The sequence below is a fragment of the Paraburkholderia sp. J10-1 genome (assembly GCF_905220165.1).
In the GTDB taxonomy this organism is placed as follows: Bacteria; Pseudomonadota; Gammaproteobacteria; order Burkholderiales; family Burkholderiaceae; genus Paraburkholderia.
The window spans coordinates 602314-622406 of the sequence record NZ_CAJMYW010000001.1 but is presented as its reverse complement, the minus strand read 5'-3'; the positions used below and the strand labels follow the sequence as shown (position 1 = coordinate 622406).

The 20093-nt window shown below is 63.1% G+C and carries 17 protein-coding genes and 1 riboswitch; of the genes, 9 read left to right on the top strand and 8 right to left on the bottom strand.

What is annotated here, in order from left to right; genetic code table 11:
* Positions 1-233 precede the first annotated feature (233 nt).
* Together U5A65_RS02715 and U5A65_RS02710 are read left to right on the top strand one after the other, a co-directional pair.
* Positions 234-1940, top strand: coding sequence for a hypothetical protein (locus U5A65_RS02715; RefSeq protein WP_321945409.1), 1707 nt, complete (start codon positions 234-236; stop codon positions 1938-1940).
* Positions 1937-3265, top strand: coding sequence for a hypothetical protein (locus U5A65_RS02710; protein WP_321945408.1), 1329 nt, complete (start codon positions 1937-1939; stop codon positions 3263-3265). The genes U5A65_RS02715 and U5A65_RS02710 overlap by 4 nt, the downstream gene beginning before the upstream one ends.
* On the opposite strand, the gene U5A65_RS02705 is transcribed toward U5A65_RS02710, so the two are convergent.
* The 3 genes from U5A65_RS02705 to U5A65_RS02695 all read right to left on the bottom strand — a co-directional run bounded on the left by U5A65_RS02705 (position 3253) and on the right by U5A65_RS02695 (position 9431).
* A complete protein-coding gene (locus U5A65_RS02705; RefSeq protein ID WP_321945407.1) occupies positions 3253-5184 on the bottom strand; it encodes a TonB-dependent receptor domain-containing protein in 1932 nt (643 codons plus the stop codon). The genes U5A65_RS02710 and U5A65_RS02705 overlap by 13 nt on opposite strands.
* Positions 5185-5284: 100 nt before the next feature.
* Positions 5285-5467, bottom strand: a riboswitch (cobalamin riboswitch).
* Positions 5468-5726: 259 nt separating this feature from the next.
* On the bottom strand, positions 5727-7688 hold the full coding sequence (locus U5A65_RS02700) for an acid phosphatase (RefSeq protein WP_321945406.1): 1962 nt from the start codon (positions 7686-7688) through the stop codon (positions 5727-5729).
* Between the two features lie 159 nt (positions 7689-7847).
* A complete protein-coding gene (locus U5A65_RS02695; protein ID WP_321908475.1) occupies positions 7848-9431 on the bottom strand; it encodes an MFS transporter in 1584 nt (527 codons plus the stop codon).
* A 317-nt stretch (positions 9432-9748) separates the two neighbouring features.
* Here U5A65_RS02695 and U5A65_RS02690 point away from each other — a divergent pair, with 317 nt between their 5' ends.
* From U5A65_RS02690 to U5A65_RS02680, 3 genes are all read left to right on the top strand, one after another.
* Complete coding sequence (locus U5A65_RS02690) at positions 9749-10144, top strand: DUF305 domain-containing protein (protein ID WP_321934551.1); 396 nt, start codon at positions 9749-9751, stop codon at positions 10142-10144.
* 47 nt (positions 10145-10191) lie between these two features.
* A complete protein-coding gene (locus U5A65_RS02685; protein ID WP_415764288.1) occupies positions 10192-11676 on the top strand; it encodes a YncE family protein in 1485 nt (494 codons plus the stop codon).
* A gap of 158 nt (positions 11677-11834) precedes the next feature.
* On the top strand, positions 11835-12227 hold the full coding sequence (locus tag U5A65_RS02680) for a hypothetical protein (protein ID WP_321945405.1): 393 nt from the start codon (positions 11835-11837) through the stop codon (positions 12225-12227).
* Between the two features lie 16 nt (positions 12228-12243).
* Here the strand turns inward: U5A65_RS02680 and U5A65_RS02675 are convergent, their stop codons facing one another.
* Positions 12244-13155, bottom strand: coding sequence for a CHAD domain-containing protein (locus tag U5A65_RS02675; protein ID WP_321945404.1), 912 nt, complete (start codon positions 13153-13155; stop codon positions 12244-12246).
* Between the two features lie 234 nt (positions 13156-13389).
* On the opposite strand from U5A65_RS02675, the gene U5A65_RS02670 reads away from it, so the two are divergent.
* Entirely contained in the window at positions 13390-13758 is a 369-nt protein-coding gene (locus tag U5A65_RS02670; RefSeq protein ID WP_321945403.1) for an NUDIX hydrolase, read from the top strand.
* A gap of 105 nt (positions 13759-13863) precedes the next feature.
* On the opposite strand, the gene U5A65_RS02665 is transcribed toward U5A65_RS02670, so the two are convergent.
* Positions 13864-14319 carry a hypothetical protein gene (locus U5A65_RS02665; RefSeq protein WP_321945402.1) on the bottom strand — a complete coding sequence of 152 codons (456 nt, stop codon included), beginning with the start codon at positions 14317-14319 and terminating at the stop codon, positions 13864-13866.
* Between the two features lie 232 nt (positions 14320-14551).
* Between U5A65_RS02665 and pstS the strand changes: the two genes are divergently transcribed.
* Positions 14552-15577 carry a phosphate ABC transporter substrate-binding protein PstS gene (gene pstS / locus U5A65_RS02660; RefSeq protein WP_321908493.1) on the top strand — a complete coding sequence of 342 codons (1026 nt, stop codon included), beginning with the start codon at positions 14552-14554 and terminating at the stop codon, positions 15575-15577.
* A gap of 82 nt (positions 15578-15659) precedes the next feature.
* On the opposite strand, the gene U5A65_RS02655 is transcribed toward pstS, so the two are convergent.
* From U5A65_RS02655 to U5A65_RS02645, 3 genes are read right to left on the bottom strand one after another with little or no spacing between them, the layout of a single operon-like run.
* Positions 15660-16379 (bottom strand): response regulator, encoded by a 720-nt coding sequence (locus U5A65_RS02655; RefSeq protein ID WP_321908497.1) that lies wholly within the window; start codon positions 16377-16379, stop codon positions 15660-15662.
* Positions 16372-17826: an ATP-binding protein gene (locus U5A65_RS02650; RefSeq protein WP_321908499.1), complete on the bottom strand. Its 1455-nt coding sequence runs from the start codon at positions 17824-17826 to the stop codon at positions 16372-16374. The genes U5A65_RS02655 and U5A65_RS02650 overlap by 8 nt, the downstream gene beginning before the upstream one ends.
* Before the next feature lie 7 nt (positions 17827-17833).
* A complete protein-coding gene (locus tag U5A65_RS02645) occupies positions 17834-18067 on the bottom strand; it encodes a hypothetical protein (RefSeq protein WP_321945401.1) in 234 nt (77 codons plus the stop codon).
* Between U5A65_RS02645 and U5A65_RS02640 the strand changes: the two genes are divergently transcribed.
* Together U5A65_RS02640 and U5A65_RS02635 are read left to right on the top strand one after the other, a co-directional pair.
* Complete coding sequence (locus U5A65_RS02640) at positions 18060-18791, top strand: response regulator transcription factor (protein WP_321908505.1); 732 nt, start codon at positions 18060-18062, stop codon at positions 18789-18791. The two genes, U5A65_RS02645 and U5A65_RS02640, sit on opposite strands and share 8 nt — an antisense overlap.
* A gap of 307 nt (positions 18792-19098) precedes the next feature.
* Positions 19099-20058, top strand: coding sequence for a glycosyltransferase family 9 protein (locus U5A65_RS02635; RefSeq protein ID WP_321945400.1), 960 nt, complete (start codon positions 19099-19101; stop codon positions 20056-20058).
* The last annotated feature ends 35 nt before the right edge of the window (positions 20059-20093 follow it).

Genomic DNA, 20093 nt, shown 5'->3' with positions numbered 1-20093 from the left:
ATTTGTTATGTGAAGGCATCGCCACTGTCTGTGCGCCAGCGCACGTGCCGGCGCCGCTTTTTGTCATCCCGATGGAGGTGTGCAGAGCAGGTGTTCGTCATCAATAGTTAGCGATCCATATCGATGGGTGCAGCGCCGACCCTGACGTGCTGCCTTGAATGTCACCGTGCTGTCGCCTATGCTCATTCGGCGGATTGCGTCGCGATATCCGGAGCAGCCCTTGGGGAAGCGCCATGGCCGAGGAAGGTGGAAACAATACGCCCGGCAACGGTGCTGTCATTCAAACCGGGAACGACCAGCCGTTGCGCAATGGTATCGACCGCGTTGGCGAGGAAAATGCCAACGGCTTAGGCTGGCGACGCTTTTTGACGTGGGTGCTTTATTGCGCGTGCGTTTTTGCTGCCGTCCTTTACCTGTTCTTCTGGCCGTCCTTCAACGCAGCGCCACACGTTGCGGCGTCTGCGGGAGTGCACGCGGGCGCGCCAGGCCAGACTGCGCCATCCTCGCTCCATCCCCCCAAGGCCGCGTCCGCCAGCCAGTCCGAGCGGCCGCTTGACACCGTCAGGAAGGTGATGAGCGATCTGCTGACTGACGAACAGGAGGAAACGAGCTTCCAGGGGGTATTCGTATTGGCGCTCACGTTTCTCGCCTTTCTGATGCACGGGCTAGAGAGCGCGGGCAAGAAAGAGGGACATGGCGAGGCTGCAACGGCCGGGACCTCGAGATTGCGCCGCTGGGCAGGCAATCCCCACGTTCGTTTTGCCGTGCCGACACTGATCTTCTTTGCTGCAATGATCCGCCGCAGTCACGACGATGCGGCCGTTTTCCTGATGGCGGTCCTCGCCATCTACGTTGCGGCCGAGCATTTCGTGGCGCTGCAACAGCAGCACGCGACGGCGCGCTCGATACTGTGGGAAATGAGCCAGCAGGCCGAGGAGATCAAGAAACATACGAGTGGTCTAGGTGCGTTGCAGACCGATCTGAAGCGACGCGCGACGGAAGTCGGCGACGTCATCGCGGAACTGAACCGGCAGGTTGGCAGCATCAGAAATTCACTGGGTACACCTTATAGTCAGAGGCAGCTCTACAAGGCCTATGGTGTTCCGGTGGACCCGCGCCGTGCAACGACGCCGAAGGGCTACGGGGCGGGAATCTATGCCGTCTACCGCTTGCTCGATATCGACGGGGAATGGCTGGATGCCCCGCGCAAGCAGAAGTGGCCGCTCTACTTCGACAAGAACCCGCCCCGCGAAACCTTGTACTCCGCGTTGATGCGGGGGCGCCGCGACAGGGTGCTGATCATCACCGACATGCCGCTCAGGCTCGTGAAGCCGTGGAGCGACGCCAGCGAGCCGGATAGGGACCGTGCAACGGACTTTCTCCGTTTTATCGGACTCGTGTGGCATACGGTGGTGCTGGAGCAGGCGGCGCGCGACCTTCAGGCGGAACACGGGGTGCGTGCGAATTACGACGTGAGGGTTGGCGATTCGTCGAACTGGATGCATGTTGTCGACGGCACCGTTTATCAATTGCTCGGAAAGCCGCCGGGTCAGGTCTATCTTCGCGATCTCACGCTCGACATCACGCGCGAGGGCGAGCGCACGGGGATGAATCTCGTGAGCTGGGCCGTGGAGGACATCATGCGCTCGGCTTCGCGCGCGGCCAGTGCGCGCGACTATATTTGCGCTGTGTTCTCCCAGGTCTTGATGATCAGGCGCTTGTACCAGATGGATCTTCCCTTGCTGCCTGGCATCGTCGACCAGATCCTGCTCGATATCGGTTTCGGCGACTGGCTGCAGTTCCAGGACGGCTTTGTCGAGAAGTGGAGCGAAACGGATGCGAAGACCGTGTTTCGCGGGCTGATCGAGAAGTTTCTTGTCGGTCTCGCCGACGACAAGGGCACGCTTGCCGCCAGCCTCATTTACCGGGAGCTGCAATGAACGACGCCGCAAGGCCCGAACCGGTACCGGTTTCGCAGCTTTCAGTGATGGCAAGGCACATCGACGACCTTGCCGAGCGCGTCTACGCGAAGCTGGTGACCCGCCAGCCCGACGGCAAGTGGACGTTGCACGACCCGGAACTGGTCGCGCAGCGCGTGGCGCGCGAACTGGCCGGGGAAGACCATGAAGAGAGCGCAGCAAAGCGCGAGGCGGCGCAGCCGTCCGACCTGCCGCTTCAGACGCTGGCCGAAGTGTTCCTGCAGTCGGTTGAATTGCTGATGGCCTCGCCGCATGAGCCCGACAGCAAGAGCGCGCTCCTGACGTGGTGCGGAAAATCGCCGGACACTTCGATAGGCGAGTCGGAGCAGATCCGCGTCGACTTGCTGACGACGAGCTGGCTCGGCCTGCATTTCGTGGGGATTCCGTTCAGCATTCCATGGGAGCGGGTGCGTCGCTGGGCCGACGAAGAGGGCGGCGGTTTGCCGAACGGGGCCTGTATTGGCAAGGCGATTGGCGATATCGTACGCGACGCTCGCAAGCACAACGAACGAATGAAGCGCGAGGAAAGCAGTGCCGCTCGCGCCGTGCGGCCAACCGGCGCCGCGCAAACGCCCGCCGAAAACGCGGCCGCGGCCGCAGTTGCCGCGGGGGCGGGGGGCGTAGTGCAGTCGGCGCGCAATCCCGCGCTGATCGTGTTTTCCGGGTTGCCGCTTCTATTGTTTCCCGAATTGCTGCGAGGTGAGCCTCGCGAGGGGTGCACGCCCAACGGGGCGCATATCCTGGGCCGATGCTATGAGCTTCTGCAACTGGTGCTTTATTTGCGGGCCGGGTTCCAGATTCTGTATTGCGTAAAGGAGGACATCGTTGTCGAATGCCTGCGCTTCGTCCATGCGCAACACAACGCTACGCCGACAAAAGAGAGCGCGTGGAAGATATGGCAGCACGCGCTGGAGTGGCTGCAGAATCTGGTTCCTGCGCCAGTGCTCGAACGCCAATGCGTGTGCGTGATGGAAGATCCGCTCATGCCTGCGTGCTTCATCAATCACGAGCGTGGGCTTTATACGGTCGAAACGCCGATGGCGAACGAAGACCGGAGCCGCCAGGGCCGCCGGCAGGGCGAAATGCCGCTGCCTGCGAGCTATATGCGTGAGATCCGGCGCTTGCTGTACATCGAACACCTGACGGCAGGTGGTGGGCTGAGCAAGGCGACCAACCTGTTGAGCAAGGACGCCAATTACCACGAAGCGGTCTTCAGGAATATCTGGAGCCGGTGCCAGGCGGACAACCGCCGTCCAGCCGCTGGCTCCGATCCTCAAAACGTATAAGTGACCTTCCCAAACGCCGTGCGCCCGAGCGTGTTGTACCCGTACGCGGTCACATATTGCCGGTTGAACACGTTCGCAAGCGTGGCCGAAAGCGCGAGATGCGCATTGACCTTGTACGACGCGCGCAGGCTCACCGTCGTCCACGAAGGCAGGTAGATCGTGTTGAGCTGGTCGTCGAACGTCGAGCCGTTATACAGCAGCGAAACGCCGGTGCTGAGCGCGTGGAGCTGGAACTCGTCCCACGTGTGATCCACGCTCAGGCTCACCGTCTGGCGCGGGCGGCGATTGAGCCAGGTCTGGTCGGTCACGTCCTGCGGATTCAGAATCCCCACCGTGAGGCTCACCGGCGTGTAGTTGCCAAGCGTGCCCTTGTACGAGAGGTCGAGACCCTGAATATGCGCGCGGCCCACGTTCACCGGCAGGAAGGTCTGCGAGTTGTACGTGATGAGGTCGTGTACGCGCGTGTCGTACACCGCGGCCGTGAACGTGCCGATCGAAGTGGTCGCATCGAGCGCCGCCTCGACCGAGTCGCTGCGCTCGGGAAGCAGGTTGGGGTTCGAGTAGCCTGGATAGTACAGGTCGTTGAACGTGGGCAGACGGAACGCATTGCCATACGAAACGCGCGCCGTGTAGACCGGTGTGATCGCCCACGAGAGCGCGACGTTGCCCGTATTGACCGACTCCCCCTGCACGATCTCGTGCCGCCCCGCGAGGAACAGCGTGACGGGCCCGAGCGTTGTGGACTGATGCATCGACACGGCGGAATCGTTGCGCGCGGGCAGGCCGCCCGGCACATCCACAGGCAGAAACGCCAGTTCGCGCGTGTAGTCGTAGGCGAGCTTGGTCTCGCCGTCGAGCGGCATGCCGAAGAGCGTGTGGCCCCTTTCCTGATGCGTGAGCGACGTGGAGGTGGCAAAGCGCGTCGAATCGATCTCGTCGGTCGGGATCGTCGGGTCGTTCGAATAGAGGAACTGACGGTCGGTGGCGTACCCCACCGACTGATCGAACTGCGTGGTCGGCGTGATGTCGAGGTGGAACGCGAGGCCGGTCGTGAGCTGGTTGTCGCGCTGGCGGTCGTTGCCTCCCGCGTTGTCGTAAGAGAGATCGGAGCGGTGGTAAAGCGCGAAGGTCGAGATCGACCAGTTGTCGTGCGCATAGCCAAGGCGCGCGTCCAGGTTCTGCGCGTGGTAAGGGTTGCGGCCGGCTTCGTGGCCGTAGGCCCAGGGCTGCGTCGCGTCGATGCCGGCCGTGTTGTAGTCGTGCAGACCCAGCGAATACGTGAGTCCGCTCAACGCGGCAAGCGGCCCGGTCGAGCCGATCGTGCCCGAGGTGCGCACCTGCGTGTCGAAGGTCTTGTTCGAGCCGCCGCCGAACGACACGGTGGTCTGGTTCGGCTGGTTCGACGCATGGCGCGTGAAGAGCTGCACGACGCCGCCCACGGCGTCCGCGCCGAACGAGGCGGCCGCGGGACCCGAGATCACCTCCACGCGGTCGAACGAGTCGGTCGCAAGATCGCCCCATTCGGCCGTGCCGGTGGTGACGGAGCCCACGCGTATGCCGTCGATGAACACGGCCACCTGGTCCGCCGACGACCCGCGGATGCTCACTCCCGTGTACGACCCAGGCCCGCCGGTCTGCGAGACGGTGACGCCGGGCAGCGTGGCGAGCGCCTGCGCAATGCTGGGGTCGATGGGGGAGACGCGGTCGAGGTCGGCGCGCGTGAGCACCTGGGTGGCCGCGTAGCGCTGGTCGAACGATTGCGGCAGGTGCTGCGTGTCGCCCACGACGAGGATATTGGGCAGCGTGGTGTCGTCGGTGGTTTGCTGCTGGGCCTGGGCGGGCGATGCGTCGGCGGCATGCGCGGTTTGCCACGCACAGGCGAGCGCGGCGGAAGTCAAAACGAACTGGCGAAACTTCATGATGCGGTGGCTGGAAACAGCGCTTGTTCAGGGCTGTCCTTGCAACGGGCAGCCGCCGCATGGGCGGTGCTTGCGCATTGGGGATCCCCGCCCGTTGCGGCTGCTGGACTCGGCTGATGGCAGGTCTCCTGGCTCGCGGGTCGACGTCCGTTGCCGGCCTTCCCGGTTTCCCAGTGGCCCGCTTTGGCATGGACTCGCCGCTGACAGTTGCGGGGGCAGCCGCAGTCTTGCACTGCGTTCCCTTTTGATCCCGTCGCCGGGAACCATCAGCGCGCAAGGGTAATGGCCGCGCATTGCGCGCGTCAACCTTTGCCGGGTGCGGTGTGGCGAAAACACCCGATTTGGTCTGCCCCCCGGCGCCACGCGTTGACCGATGGACGTGCGCTGTTATGCGGGTGTCTCACGGCATGCGATCTCGTGCCGTTGACGGAGGGGCGAGAGAGGCGCTTGCGAGCCTCGCGAAATCGCAAGCTCCGGTGTTCGGCGCATGAAACACGGCCCCGAACCATTGTGATTCGGGGCCGCTTTCCAGTGTGGCTACATCACGAAGCCGAGAGCTTCACCGCCACGCCGGTCGAAGAATAAACGGGCGTGGCCTTGAAGCCATCCACAGTGACGGTCGCGAACTTGACCGACGCGCCGCTGCCGTCGATCAGGTCGATCGTGTCGCCTGCCTTCGGCGCATAGCCGTTCACGAACTTCACGTGCAGCGTGCCGCCCGCCACCGTGAGCTGGCCGCCCACGCGCAGGCGTCCGCCGCCGTTGCCGTCGATGTCGAGTTCGAGCGTCGTGCTGTCGAGCTGCGTGTACTTGCCCGCTACCGTCAACGGCGCGGCCGCCGCGACGGTCACGCTGCCACCGGAGCCCACGTACACATCGCCGTTGCCGAAGGCCGTGGCCGACGCGGCCGCGAGCACGCCGCCGCTCACCTGCGAGCCGCCCGTGTAACTGTTGTTGCCCGCGAGCGTGAGCGTGCCGCTGCCCTGCAGCGTGAGCTTGCCCGAGCCGGCAATGTCGTTGCGCCAGGTGTCGGCGGCGTTGAAGCCGCCCTGGCTTGCGTCCATTGCGACGATCACGTTGCCGCTGAATGCGCCATAACCATCGGCAGCACTAAACATGTTCAGACGGCCCCAGCCTTCGGAATCGTCCATGACCGGATAGCCCGAGACGACTTCGGTCGTCTTCAGCACGACGCGGCGCTGGTTGGCGCTCAGATACGGGAAGCGCGTTTCGAGCAGCACCTCGGCGCCCTTGGGTACGACAGGCGGCGCTTCGGTCGATTCGATCTGGCTGAAGCCGAACGTCATGCGGCGTGCGAATTCCGTCTTGTTGGTCGCATAGTCGGCGAAGCGGTCAGTCGCGCTCGTGCCCGAATGCGCGAAGGTCGAGAAGGTCGTGGTGCTCGTGCCGGTTGCCTGTTCGAGCGCGCTGTGCGCTTGCGCGTAGGCCGCGTTCTTGAGCGTGGCGTTCGCGGGGTCGTAGAGATTTGCGGCCGTGGCGGCCAGCGCGAACATGCGTCCGCCGATCACGTCGAGCGGCGAATGCATGCCCGCAAGAATGCGGTTCTCGCCGAGTTCGAGGCCGCGGCTCGCCATTTCCTGGTAACGCTCGGGCACGAGGTAGGCCATCGTCATCGCGTCGCGCATGGCTTCGGCTTCATGGCCGCTGATGAAGCCGCCGTCGGTCGAAGGCGTCGTGCTGATCGCCGGCACGAGCGTGGGGTCGACCACGACGCTCGTGCTCCAGCGGAATGGCCGCGCGTATTTGTAGAAGCGCTTGGCGGGTTCGGTCGAGGCGTTGTTGCCCATGGTGTTGAGCAGGTCCACCACCTTGCCGAACGTCGCGTTGCTCGTGCTGCCCACGCCCGTGTTGTTGCCCGAGTCGTTGTAGAGCGTGGTGGTTGCGTCAGCGGGAATCGACGTGATGCTCGTGGTTTGCTGCGCGGCCGCGCGCCAGGCGGCGGTGAGCGGGCCCATGCCGTCGGTCACGCTGTAGCCCTTGCCGCGGCGGTCGTCGTAGTAGGCGGCGTCCGCTTGCGCCTGGGTGCGCTGTGTCGTTGCGCTCACAACGTACTGGATGTTCGCGTTCAACACGGTGCTGTTGAGAATCGTGCCGTTGGGCGTGCCGTCGGTGGGCACGCCCGTCCATGTGGACTGCACGACTGCGGGGAACGTGCCGTTGGCGGGGGCGGAAACGCCTGCGTCCACGAGCAGCGTGAGCGGCTGCCACAGATCGAGAAAGCGCGCCACCACGCGCACGCCCGCGTTGGTCGCGAGCGTGGCGTAGCGCGCGTCGCCGCGCTGGTTGGTCGCGATGTTGTCGACGAAGGCGGGCACGTCGGGAATCGGTGCGTTGTCCACGAAGCCGGGGTCGGCGGGCGGCGCGGGGATGACGGCGGTGCTGGCGGGGTCGCTATTGCCGCCGCCGCAGGCGGTTAGTGCAGCAATGCTGGTAAGCACTGCCAGGTAGAGTGGCAGCGCAATTCGGTGGTGTGATGCGGACATGCTGAGGGCTCCGTCGTCGTGGTTGATGCTGTGTGGTGATGGCAGACTGACGGCGGCGAATTATGCTTACCCTCGATTACTCCCTAATTACCAAATTATTACGTCTATGTTAAACGGTAATTGAAATGAAATTCGGGTGAAATAATGTTCGGGGTTCATTTACGGCCGCGCCTCGAGATACCCCACCTGTACCGGCGGCACGAACCACGCGAGACACAGGCCGGCGAGCGCGGCGATGGCGGCAACAACGAGGCCCATGTGGATCGAATCCACGAGCGCGCTGCGCGCCGAGCTCATCATCGCGTCGCCGGCGTGCCCGGCGCTCACGAGGCGACTGATCAGCGCGGCCTGGTCGGCGCGGTCCACTAGCAGTTCGGGACTCGCAAACGACTTGAACCACTGCGTTGCCTGGTACGAGTCCAGCGAGCGATTCACGCCCATGGTGTAGAGGTGCCCGAGCAGTGCGCCGGTCATCGCCGTGCCCAGCATGCCGCCGAAAGTGCGCAGCGATTGCAGCATCGCCGTGGCGGCGCCGAGATGGTCGCGCGACACGATTTGCTGCGAGCAGACCGTGAGGCTCGTACCCACGAGGCCCAGGCCGAGGCCGCTCGCGCCCATGCACGCCATCCACACGAGATGCGGCTCGTTGCCTCGCAGCACGACCACCGCGAGGCTCGCGAAGGCGGACAGTGCGAAGCCGATGTAGAGGATCGCGTTGGCGCGCCGGATACGCGTGACCACGCGGTTGTTCACGAAACTGCCCACCGTTGTGCCGAGCAGGAGCGGCGTGATCAGCATGCCCGAGGCGCGCGGCGACATCGCGTAGCCGCCCTGGAACAGCAGCGGCACGTAGAAAACGAGCGAGAACAACGCGAACCCGCCAAGCACCGACATCGCAAAGAGCGGACCGAGCTTGCGATCGAGCAGCATGTCCACGGGGATGATCGGGTAGCCCATGCGCTTTTCCCAGAAGAAAAGCGTTAGCGAAAAGACCAGTACGATCACTGCCAGCACGATCGTCGTCGTCGTCCATCCTTGTTTCGGCCAGAGTTCGATCACGAGCTGCAGTGCGCCGAACGTGACAGCGACGACGCAAGCGCCGAGCCAGTCGAGGCGCAGCCTCGCCCCTTCGCGCGCATGGTGCAGGTGCGGCAGGAAAGCGTGCACGAAGAACAGCGCCAGCAGACCCACCGGCACGTTGACGAAGAACACGAGCCGCCAGCTTCCGTGCTGCGTCAGCATGCCCCCGAGCGTGGGCCCGACCATGTTCGCAATGCCAAATGCGGAGGTGACGAATACCAGCCAGCGCAGGCGTAGCCTCGGATCGGGGAACAGGTCGGCGACGGTCGCAAAAACTGTCCCCATCATGATGCCGCCGCCAATACCTTGCAGGCCGCGCGCGAGCACGAGAAACAGCATGTTGGTCGCCATGCCGCAGAGCACCGACGCGACGGTGAAAAGAAGAATGGCGGCGAGCATGAAGGGCTTGCGGCCAAACAGATCGCCCAGACGCCCGAAGATCGGAATGGTGATGACGGAGGCAAGCATGTAGGCCGTCGCGACCCATGCATAGAGTTCGAAGCCCTTGAGTTCCGCAACGATGCGCGGCAACGCGGTGCCGACAATGGTCTGGTCGAGCGCGATCAGCATCGACACCGACGCGACGCCGAGCATCGCCAACACCGACTCGCGAAACGGCAGCAGTTGCCGTCCTTGATCTTGAAGCCCGATGCCTGCGGCCATGGAATGCTCCTCGCCGCTCTGAAGCGGCCAATCTGCTGCACGGTGCCCGGCAAAAAGCGAGTGAGTCGGGCCTGCGCGTGCGACCTTCATTCGATGTGCATTGATGGTACGCCCGCCTACGCGAACTTGACGGTACGAACACGCGTTTGGCGGCGGTTATTCCACTCGGCCGGCCAGGGCCTGGAAGCCGCAAGGCGTTTGACAACGTTTCGCGGCGCGACAATCTGCAGTGCAAATTTGGTCCGCATGGAGTAAATCGGCTAGTGCGCTGTTTGCCTTCACGTCGAATGCGATTCGACCGATACGGAGGGGACGTCATGAACGCTGCAATTCGACTCGTTTTACGAGCAACGGTGTGCGGTGCGGCCGTGCTTTCCCTGGCCGGTCTATGCGCCGCGCCCTCGAGTGACGCGGGACCTTCCCGCAACCGCGAAGAAGGCCTGTTTTTATCAGAGAACGACGCGGCCATGACGAAGATGATGGCCGGGATGGCGGCGAAGCCCACAGGCGATATCGACCGCGATTTCGTCGCAACGATGATTCCACACCACCAGGGCGCGATCGACATGGCCATGGCGGAACTGCGGCACGGACACAACGAACAGTTGCGCAGGATCGCTCAGGAGATCGTGGTTGAGCAACAGCAGGAGATCGTCGCCATGCGCTTCGCGGTGCATGACTCGATCGCTGTGCCCGCTCCGATGTCCCACTGACCCACGCGCGTCACGACGCAGGAGACAACGCCATGAAATACATCACCATGAAGTGCAACTTCGTTCTTGGCGCGGCCATGATTGCCGCATCGCTTGTTGCATCAACGCTCGCCGAAGCGGGGCAGGTCCCCGGATCGCTCGCAGCTGCCGATATTCCAGTCAGCCATCGGGACCGCGTCTATTCGTCTGATCAGTTTTCGAACACCGTATCGGTCATCGATCCCGCCGCCAATCGTCTGATCGGCGTCATTCGGCTCGGGGAGCCGACTCCGGCCAACTTCAGCCCGCTGTATCACGGTCAGTTGCTCGTGCACGGTATGGGCTTTTCTCCCGATCACCGCACACTCGCCATTGTTTCCATCGGCTCGAATTCGGTGACGTTCATCGATACGCAAACCAATTCGGTCAGGCACGTGACCTATGTGGGCCGTTCGCCGCACGAGGCCTTTTTCACGCCAGACGGCAATGAGGTGTGGGTGACCGTGCGCGGCGAGAATTACGTCGATGTGCTCGATGGCAAGACCTTCGAAGAGAAGACCCGCATCGTCGTGCCAGCCGGGCCGGGCATGCAGATCTTCTCGCCGGACGGAAAGTACGGGTATATCTGTTCGTCGTTCAACCCGGAGACCGATGTCGTTTCGGTTGCCGATCACCAGATCGTGGCGAAGGTCACGCAGGCGAGCCCGTTCTGCCCGAACATCGCGGCTACACCGGATGGCAGGCAGGTCTGGTTCACGCTCAAGGATGTGGGCAAGACCCAGGTGTTCGACGCGCGCCCGCCGTTTGCGCTGCTGAAAACGCTCGACACGGGACCGATCACCAATCATGTGAACATCGTGCAGAACGCTCACGGCATGTTTGCGTACGTCACGGTGGGCGGCCTGAACCAGATCAAGGTGTTCCGTACCGACGACTTTTCGCAGGTGGCGACCATCGCCGTTGGCAGCCTGCCGCATGGCATCTGGCCGTCCGGCGATGGCACGCGTGTCTACGTGGGCCTCGAAAACGGCGATGCGATGACGGCAATCGACACGCTGACCAACAAGGTCATCGCCACGGTGCCGGTCGGCCAGGCGCCACAAGCCGTGGCGTATGTGCCCGACGCCGTGCCGCAAGGCGATGGCACGGCCAACACGCAGCCGCTTGGCGCGGCGGGCGAGGCGACGCACGTGTCGCTGATTCCGGTGGGTGGCGCGCCCGCCGGACAGGGCGGTGCGCCCACTTCGGTGGCGTTGTTCGATCAGGGCTTGCTGCAGGTGCTGCAGGCGGCGGTCACCGGGCTGCAGGCAGGGCAGCCGTATTTCCTCGGTCTTTCCGACCACGCCGACGGCAGTGGCAGCATTGACGTGCTCGCGAGCTTCAAGACCAATCCGGCCGGCTCGGCCATCGTCAACACGCTGGGCCAGATTCGGCAAGTCGTTACGCCCGGTACGCCGGGCACAGCGGGCGTTGCCGATCACCGCCGATACCTCGTGATTGCGCCCAATGTGGGCGGCGCTCCCGGACCCGCAGTGCAGGTGCAGGCCTTGTGAGTGTTACGCGGGTATCGCGCCAGTCATTTCGAATTCCTTACTAAAAAGGTGACGAACACTGTCTGTTTGCCCACGTAAGGCGCCTCCTGGCCCTTGACGCCTGGTTCTGCGGGAAGCTAACTGACGGTGATCGACACCCAAAAAAACGAGGTGAAGAAATGACAGCTTGCCGCAAACTGGCGCACAGCCAACTTGCCGTCCTTCTCCTGATGCTTCTCGCGCACGGCGCAGCGAGTGCCGCCGGCGACCGCGCGGCGCCGCCGGCTTCGCCGCGCTTCGAGCCGAGCGAGCTTTCGACAGACTGCATCGACCGGGAATATCGCGGGAAAAACGCCAAGCTGGGACTCGACTACACCGACCTGATCAACAATTGCGGCGCGTCGGTCGTCATCACGTGGCAGTCGTTCAATAACGGCGCGCCGCAAATGGAAGGTGGCGGCATGGGGCAATCGGCATGCCTGCCGCCGGGCGGTTCGATCACCACGGCATCGCGCGAGAGACTCGGCACGGCGAGCGAGAACTTGCCTGTGAGCGTCGTGACCTGCCAGTAATGGCGGTGGCACTGGCTCAGCCGGATATGGCCTTTACGCTTTGCGCCGCCACTTCGATTCGTTGGCACTTGATCCTTTCCAGCCATTGCAGCGATTTCTCGACGACGTCGGCTGGAACCTCGTCGAATGTCGTGTTGCGGATCAAGGTCTCGCTTGCGGCAATGTCATTGAATTCGCCCAACATCTTTTGCACGGACGTCAGTTCCTTAAGGGTGCGTTGGTGCTCGCCCTTGATTACCGGCTGAAAAAATTCGAGCAGATAGCGCAGCTTCTTACCGGCCTTGCGCACGTCATGGAGACTCTCCTCGTGGCCAGCCTCGCTTTGCACGGCGCGCCGGCTGCGCTTTCGAAGCGTGCGCTGCGCCATCCGGACTCGCTTTTTTGCGAACGCGCGTATCGGAAGATCACTGCAACACGACTGCAGCGTGGTTTGCGCGCGAAGCAGCGCGTCGTTCAGGAATGCCTCGACAGCGTCGCTGTTGATCATCGCCTGGCTATGCGCCACCGCCTGTGAGCGCTTTTCACGCGCGGCGCTCACGAGCAGTTCGATGGAGGCGTCCGACTTCTGCGCGGTTCTCAGGAGCTCGCCTGCGACGTCCCAGTCGCGCGTTCCGCCTGCCACCGCAGCGAGCCGCTTGAATTCGTCGCTCGCTTGCGCGGTGGCTTCCTCGCCGAGCCAGGGGGAGTACGCCCAATACAAGGCACGAAGTTTTCTGAACGCCACCCGAAGCTGATGAAATGCTTCGGGGTCAGCTTCTGTTGCCAGGGCTTTCGCTCGTTGCACCGCCTCGTTGACCACTGGCATGGCCAATGACGAAAAGGTGCTGGCGATAGAGGTCTTGCTGGTGAGTGATGCAGCGGAGCGCCGCCGATCGATTCTGAAGAGAGTGCGCGGCCGTGGTAACGGCCAGTCACTGTCCATATCCATTGCAGCCTCGAGTCTGACAAAAAATATGTGTGGCCAAAACCATACCACAAGGGCTGTCGGCAAACGGATCTTTATGACGGTTTGATGAAGTAATTAAAATCTGGCAAGGTGACGGCCATCGTGCTTTCAGCAGGTTGAACTTCTGACTTTCTGTATTACGATGCTTAGCTAAGTCAGCCGATGCAATGCTGATGTTTCGTGAGGCGCCCCCCAGGAACGAAGTGGGAGTTCGAGTTGAAGAAACGGGCCACCGTGATTTGTCGCAGAGGTAAGCGAATTCTCCTGGTAGCACGCAGTCAGTCGAAGTGGGCACTACCGGGCGGCATATTGAAGCGCGGCGAACATCTGATGGAAACCGCGCTACGAGAACTCAGGGAGGAGACCCGGCTCTCCGGTAAGGCAGCCAGGTATCTGTTCGACATTCGCGGCAAGCAGAAACACCATCACGTGTTCTCCTGCGAAATATCCAGGCAGGCCAAGGCGCGGCCGAGCAGCGAGATCGCCAGGTGCCGCTGGGTCCATCTCGACGACATCCCGCGCCTCGCAACGAGTGGGCCAACGAGCGATATTCTGCGGCTCGTCAACCAGCGGCGCAGGAAGTAACGCCACAGCTTTCGCCGCGAGGAATTGAGCGCTCACAGCGCTCAATTCCAGTGCATCTGTTTTCCATCGGCGCGGCCCGCGCCCCTCACCCACGCTTCGCGCGTATCAAGCGTTGTCGTCGCCTTTGGCCGGACGGCCTGTCTTCACGGTTTCAAGCGCGGCGATGGCGGCCAGCAGCCGCTTCTGTGGGGCCGATTCCAGCAATTGCAGGCCCGCGCGCAATATCTCGCTCTTTTTCACCGCAACCCCGGCCTCGAGACACTTGCGCTTGAGGAGGGCGATGCGCTGATAGTCCGCCTTGGGCATGGTGAAACTGTCGCGCACGACTTTTTCTTTCTTCACGCGCTTGGTCTTGACCTTCTCGGCAGCCGCAGGAGCCGCTGCCTCTGCTGGGGCGCTTGCGGGTGTCGCCGCTTTGGACGCGGATTTTTTGCGGCTGGGCTTGTTCGTTTGCGCTGCCTCAACCGGCATGGCCGCTTCGTTCTGTTCCTCCCCGGTTGCGGGTGATTTCGGGAAGTGGAACGCCTTTTTTGTGGGCTTGCGCGTGGTCGCTGTAGTCATGTCGGCCTCTCCGGTCTGAAAACTGTATAAACAGTATATACGGTTTATTCCGGCATTCCACTCATGCCGCAACGCGCACGCGGACGTCTTCCGTTAGCCCTGGCTAACATGTCCTCTGAATGGTCGCGTCGCCATCCATAAGTCCGCTTCTGCGATCGACTCCAGTGTCACCCAATCGTCACATTGCGATCGTAAGGTCCAGCGCATCAATAACGATTTTAAGGAGTCCGGGATGAAACTCAGTCTGTATGCGATTGTCGTTCTCGCGCTGGGCGCGAGCGTGGCCCATGCCGCGGATATTACCGGCGCGGGCAGTACCTTCGCGGCGCCGATCTACACGAAATGGGCCGACGCCTATCAGAAGTCGGGTGGCGGCAAGGTGAATTACCAGGGCATTGGTTCGTCGGGCGGCATCAAGCAGATTCAGGCCAAGACCGTCGACTTCGCGGGCTCCGACGCGCCGCTGAAGGACGACCAGCTGGCCAAGGACGGTTTGTTCCAGTTCCCGACGGTGGTCGGCGGCGTCGTGCCGGCGATCAACGTGCCGGGCGTGAAGGCCGGCGAAATCACGCTGTCGGGCCCGGTGCTCGGCGACATCTACCTCGGCAAGATCAAGAAGTGGAACGATCCGGCTATCGCCGCGCTGAACCCGAAGGTCAAGCTGCCTGACCTCGACATCGCCGTGGTCCGCCGCGCCGACGGTTCGGGCACCAGCTTCATCTGGACGAACTACCTCTCGAAGGTCAACCCCGAGTGGAAGAGCAAGGTCGGCGAAGGCACGACCGTGAACTGGCCGACGGGCACGGGCGGCAAGGGCAACGACGGCGTCGCCGCCTTCGTGCAGCGCCTGCCGGGCGCGATCGGCTACGTCGAGTGGGCGTACGCCAAGCAAAACCACATGGTTTATGCCGCGATGAAGAACGAAGCGGGCGCGGTCGTTCAGCCGGGCACCGAAACGTTCAAGGCCGCCGCCGCCGGCGCGGACTGGAAGAAGTCGTTCTACCAGATCCTCACGAACGAGCCGGGCAAGGACGCATGGCCGGTTGTCGGCGCGACCTTCGTGCTGCTGCACACGGCACAGGACAAGCCGGACCAGGGCAAGGAAACGCTCAAGTTCTTCGACTGGGCTTTCAAGAACGGTGCTTCGGCAGCCGATAGCCTCGACTACATTTCGCTGCCGGATTCGGTCGTCGCCGAAATCAAGTCGCAGTGGAAGGACAAGGTCAAGGACGCGAGCGGCAAGCCGATCGCGCCATAACGCGAAATGCAATGCAGGCGCGCGTATGGCGCACGCGCGCCTGCATTCAGCCACGTTTTTAATCTTACGCAGTTACCCAACGTCAGTCGCCCGCAGGCGCGATCTCCAGACGATAACCCACACCGTAGATCGATCGAATCATGTCCTGGTCGGGCCGGATCGACTGGATCTTGCGCCGCAGGTTCTTGACGTGCGAATCGATCGTGCGGTCGGCGACCACACGGTGATCGTCGTAGAGCGCGCGCAGCAGAAAGTCCCGTGCGTAAATGCGGCCAGGGCCGGAATGCAGTAGCGCAAGCAGACGAAATTCGATGGGCGTGAGGTGCAGATCCCGGCCGTCCAGGCGCGCGGCGTGTTGCGCGACGTCGATCGAAAACGGCGACGGCACAGTGCCTTCCGCTTCCTGGTGCGCTCGCGCCAGCAACTCGGCGCGCCGCAGGATCGCCTTGACGCGCGCCACCACTTCCCGCGGGCTGAACGGCTTGCACACGTAGTCGTCGGCACCGAGTTCGAGCCCGAGCAAACGGTCGATTTCGTCCACGCGCGCCGTGATGATCATCACGGGAACGGCGGAGAACGTGCGCAGTTCGCGGCACACGTCGAGGCCGCTGCGTCCGGGCAGCATCAGGTCGAGCAGCACCATCGACGGTTGATGCTCGCGCACGTAGGGCACGACCTCCCGGCCGTCCGCAATGATCGTCGTGGCGAAATCCTCCTTCGCGAGGTAGTCGGCGAGCAGGGCTGCGAGCTTCGGCTCGTCTTCGACGACGAGGATGGATGGCCGCATGGTCGGATCAATCATGATGCGTGTTCAGGCGAGGAAGTTGAACGAGGATGCGCAGCCCGCCAAGCGGGGAGCGTGATGCCTCGATGGTGCCGCCGTGTTGCTCCACGATGTGCTTGCACAATGCGAGTCCGAGACCCGCGCCGCCACTTTGCCGGCTGCGCGATGGATCGACGCGGAAGAACCGGTCGAACAGATGGGGCAGCAGCGGCGCGGGAACCGGCGGGAACGAGTCCTGGACATCGACATAAATATGGTTGTCGTTCGACGTGACCGAGATCCGCACGCGGCCGCCCTCATTGGTGTAGCGCAGCGCGTTTTCCAGCAGGTTTTTCCACAGCTGCGTGAGGCGATAGGGATCGCCCGAGAGCGTCGCGCGAGCATCGTCGCAATCGAAGTCCAGCGTGATTCGCTTCGCTGCGAGCCGCTCGCGAAAGACGTCGCATGCGGCTTCCACGATCGGTACGAGATCGAGCGGCACTTTCTCGAACGAGAGCTGGCCGATGTCCGCTAGCGAGAGTTCGTAGAGATCGTCGATCAACTGGCTGAGCATCGCTACTTCGGACTGCAGAGAAGCGATGGTCGCGGCGTCGGGCCGGCGCACGCCGTCTTCGATCGCTTCGAGTTCGCCGCGCAGCACCGAAAGCGGTGTGCGCAACTCGTGCGAAATATCGGCGATAAAGTCGCGCCGGTCGCTTTCGGCTTTTTCGAGCGACGCCGCGAGCCGGTTGAAATCGCTCGCGAGCATTTGCAGTTCGTCGCGGCCCGTGGCTGGCACGCGCGTGGCGTAGTCACCGCCCGCGAGGCGATGCGTGGCGGTGACGATCCGCTTGATCGGCGTGAGCAGCGTGCGCGCGAGGATGATCGACACGGCAGCGCAGAGCAAGGTGGTAAAGCCTACGATGATCCACGTCGCCTGCGTCTGGCGGTCCTTGAAGCGCTGTTCCGCCTGATTGATGAGCGACGTGGGGCCTGCCACCGCGATCCAGCCCACCGTTTGACCCCTGACGCGCAGCGGATGGCGGACGGCCTCGGGCGGCGGAGGTGGCCCCTCGCTCGCGACGACCTTCATGTCCGCGTCGTAGAGCATATAGGGCGGGCGAAACGTCCGCGAGTGCTCGGCAAAGCCGGGGGTGAAGGGGCCATCCTTGCCGCCTTCGTCGTGGAAGCCGCCCGGCGCATCGGGCGGACGGGCGTCGCGCGGCGGCTCGCCCGGCGGCGGGCCGCCATCGAATGGGGGCCGGCCTCGCGTGCGAGCGCGAACGAAATCCCAATTGCCGTGCTGCGCATACGAGGCTTCCAGTTCCTGTTCGAGCGCCGCCAGATCGTTCGCGCCTTGCTCCTGCAGAAAATCCACGAAGCCATATTCGAAACTCGTCCGGACCGCGATGCCCATGGCCACGGCGGCGAGCACGCAAGCCGAAAGAATCGCGAGGAAGAGTTTGGAGGTGACGCTGACTTTCATGACGGATTCAGCAGAAGGCAATAAACGTGAGTGCGCGCAAATTCGGCACTATTTTCGCCTGAAGCGTACCGTAAGGTGAGCGTGGCCCGTCCGAATCCTTATTTTCTCCAGATTTCCCTTCTTTTTCCTGCACGGTTGTTCCGTATGATCCGCTGCAGATCGAAGCGCTTGCATGCCGCTCGTGCGCGCGATCTGGCTGGAATGACGTGCATGACACAGGAAGGGACAGATCGATGGACATACACGTGCTGCTTGTCGAACCCGATCAGGCATATCGGGACGACCTGCGTACCTATTTGCAGCGTCAGCAGATCGCCGTGTCGGTGCTGTATGGCGTCGAGCGACTGGAGCAGCGTCTCGCGCGAGAAACGCCTTCGCTCATCATCCTTCGGCATGACGCGCTGAAGATCGACGGCATTGCAACGCTACGCGCGCTGCGCGAGCGAGGGTGGCTCACGCCCGCGATCATCGTGAGCGAATCCGGCGACGTGGCCGACAAGGTGCTCGCGTTCGAATTCGGCGCCAACGACTATATGGTCGATCCGTTCGATCCTCGCGAACTGCTCGCGCGCATGCACCACGCGTTGCGCTGCAGGATCGATTACCCTGCGTCGCCGCGCAGGGAAACGAAATACGTCTTCGACGGCTTCGAACTCGACGCCATCGACAATCAACTGTTCAGGGACGGCCGCAAGATCCCGGCTCCGCCCCTCGTGCTCGCCGTGCTCGCAGTGTTCGCCGCGAATCGCCTGCGGCCGCTGTCGCGCGAGCGCATTGTGAACATGATCGATCGCAATTCGTCGCTTCATGCGCGCAGCGTCGACGTGGTCGTTTTCCGCCTGCGCAAGCTGCTCGGGCTGTCGCCGTGCGGCCGCCAATATATTCAAACGCGTTACAGGGACGGCTATGTTTTCTGCCCCGACGACGCGCTTCCCGACCAGGACCTGGCGGCTGCCCGCGGATGAAAAAAAACCCGGCGTTTTCGCCGGGTATGCAAAGAGTTGGAGGTATAGCACCCTTCATCCACGGTTGAGGCATACCGCGCAATGTCAGGTGAGACCAGCGTAGCAGATGATTTCGCATTTTCGAACTTCAGAACCATTGCTATTTCTTAACGTGTAACCGGTCCTGTAACGTTCGCGCACGCTGGCGTGGCGTGGAAGAAATGTACGGAAAAATCCTGTAACCCGGAACCGGCGCCACGGTGGCAACATGCGTGTCCATAGCCTTAACCCGCAGAAACCCTGCCGAACCCCGATCAGACACGCAACGATGCAACACCTCGACCGTGAGAGCCACGCCCAGCACGACGCAACGTGTCCCTCCCTGGCGCGCGAGCAAGCACGCAGCGCGGCGTTTGTGATGTCGCCGGCGCTTGGGGATTCGCTGAATCTGTTGATCATTGCGCACAATCTCGTACGCGCGGGCTGGCAGGTGGAAATATTCGGTAATCACGCGTGGTCGCTTGCCCGCTGGTTCCCGCACTTGTCGATGAAGCCGGCGCTCGGCGAGGAAGAAGCACGCGATCGGCTAGCGGATTTCGGCGTCGTCGTGCAGATGCACCGCGACCGGCCGCTCAAGCAACTACGCGCATGGCATCCGGGCTTCGTCGATCTGCACGATGTCGAATACGCGGACGACGGCCGCTGTATGGCGCATCGCTTCGCGGCGTTCGCGACGCATCACTTCGGATTGCCAACCGTCGAGATTTCGAACGGTATGCGCGCGCCGCCGGAGCTTCAGCACCGCCGCCACGCCCAACGCGTAGCGGTGCACCCGGAGGCCAGCACAGCGGACAAGCGCTGGCTGGCGCGCCGTTTCATTGGCCTCGCCCAGCGTTTGAGCGGGGAAGGTTTTGCGCCTGAGTTCGTCGTTGCCGACGGCGAGCGCTCGCGCTGGCTGCCGCTTGCCAGCACCGCACCGCCGTTGTGTTCGTTTCGCGATACGGCTGACCTTGCAGCGTGGCTTTACGAATCGGGCTGGTTTATCGGCAACGATTCGGGCCTGGGCCATCTCGCTTCGGCACTCGGCATCCCGACGCTGACCGTGTTTCGTCGGCGACGCGTCGCGCAGCGCTGGCGCCCTGGATTTCAGTGCGGCGAGATCGTGCTGCCGCCGTGGTGGGTGCCGACCGCTGGCCTCAAGGAAAAGTGGTGGCGCGAAGCGATTTCGGTGCGACGCGTGCACCGCGCCTTTCGGGTATTGCGCGAACGCGTGGCGGTGCCGGCCTGAAATTGCCTTCGCGGTAACGCATATCGGCGACCGCG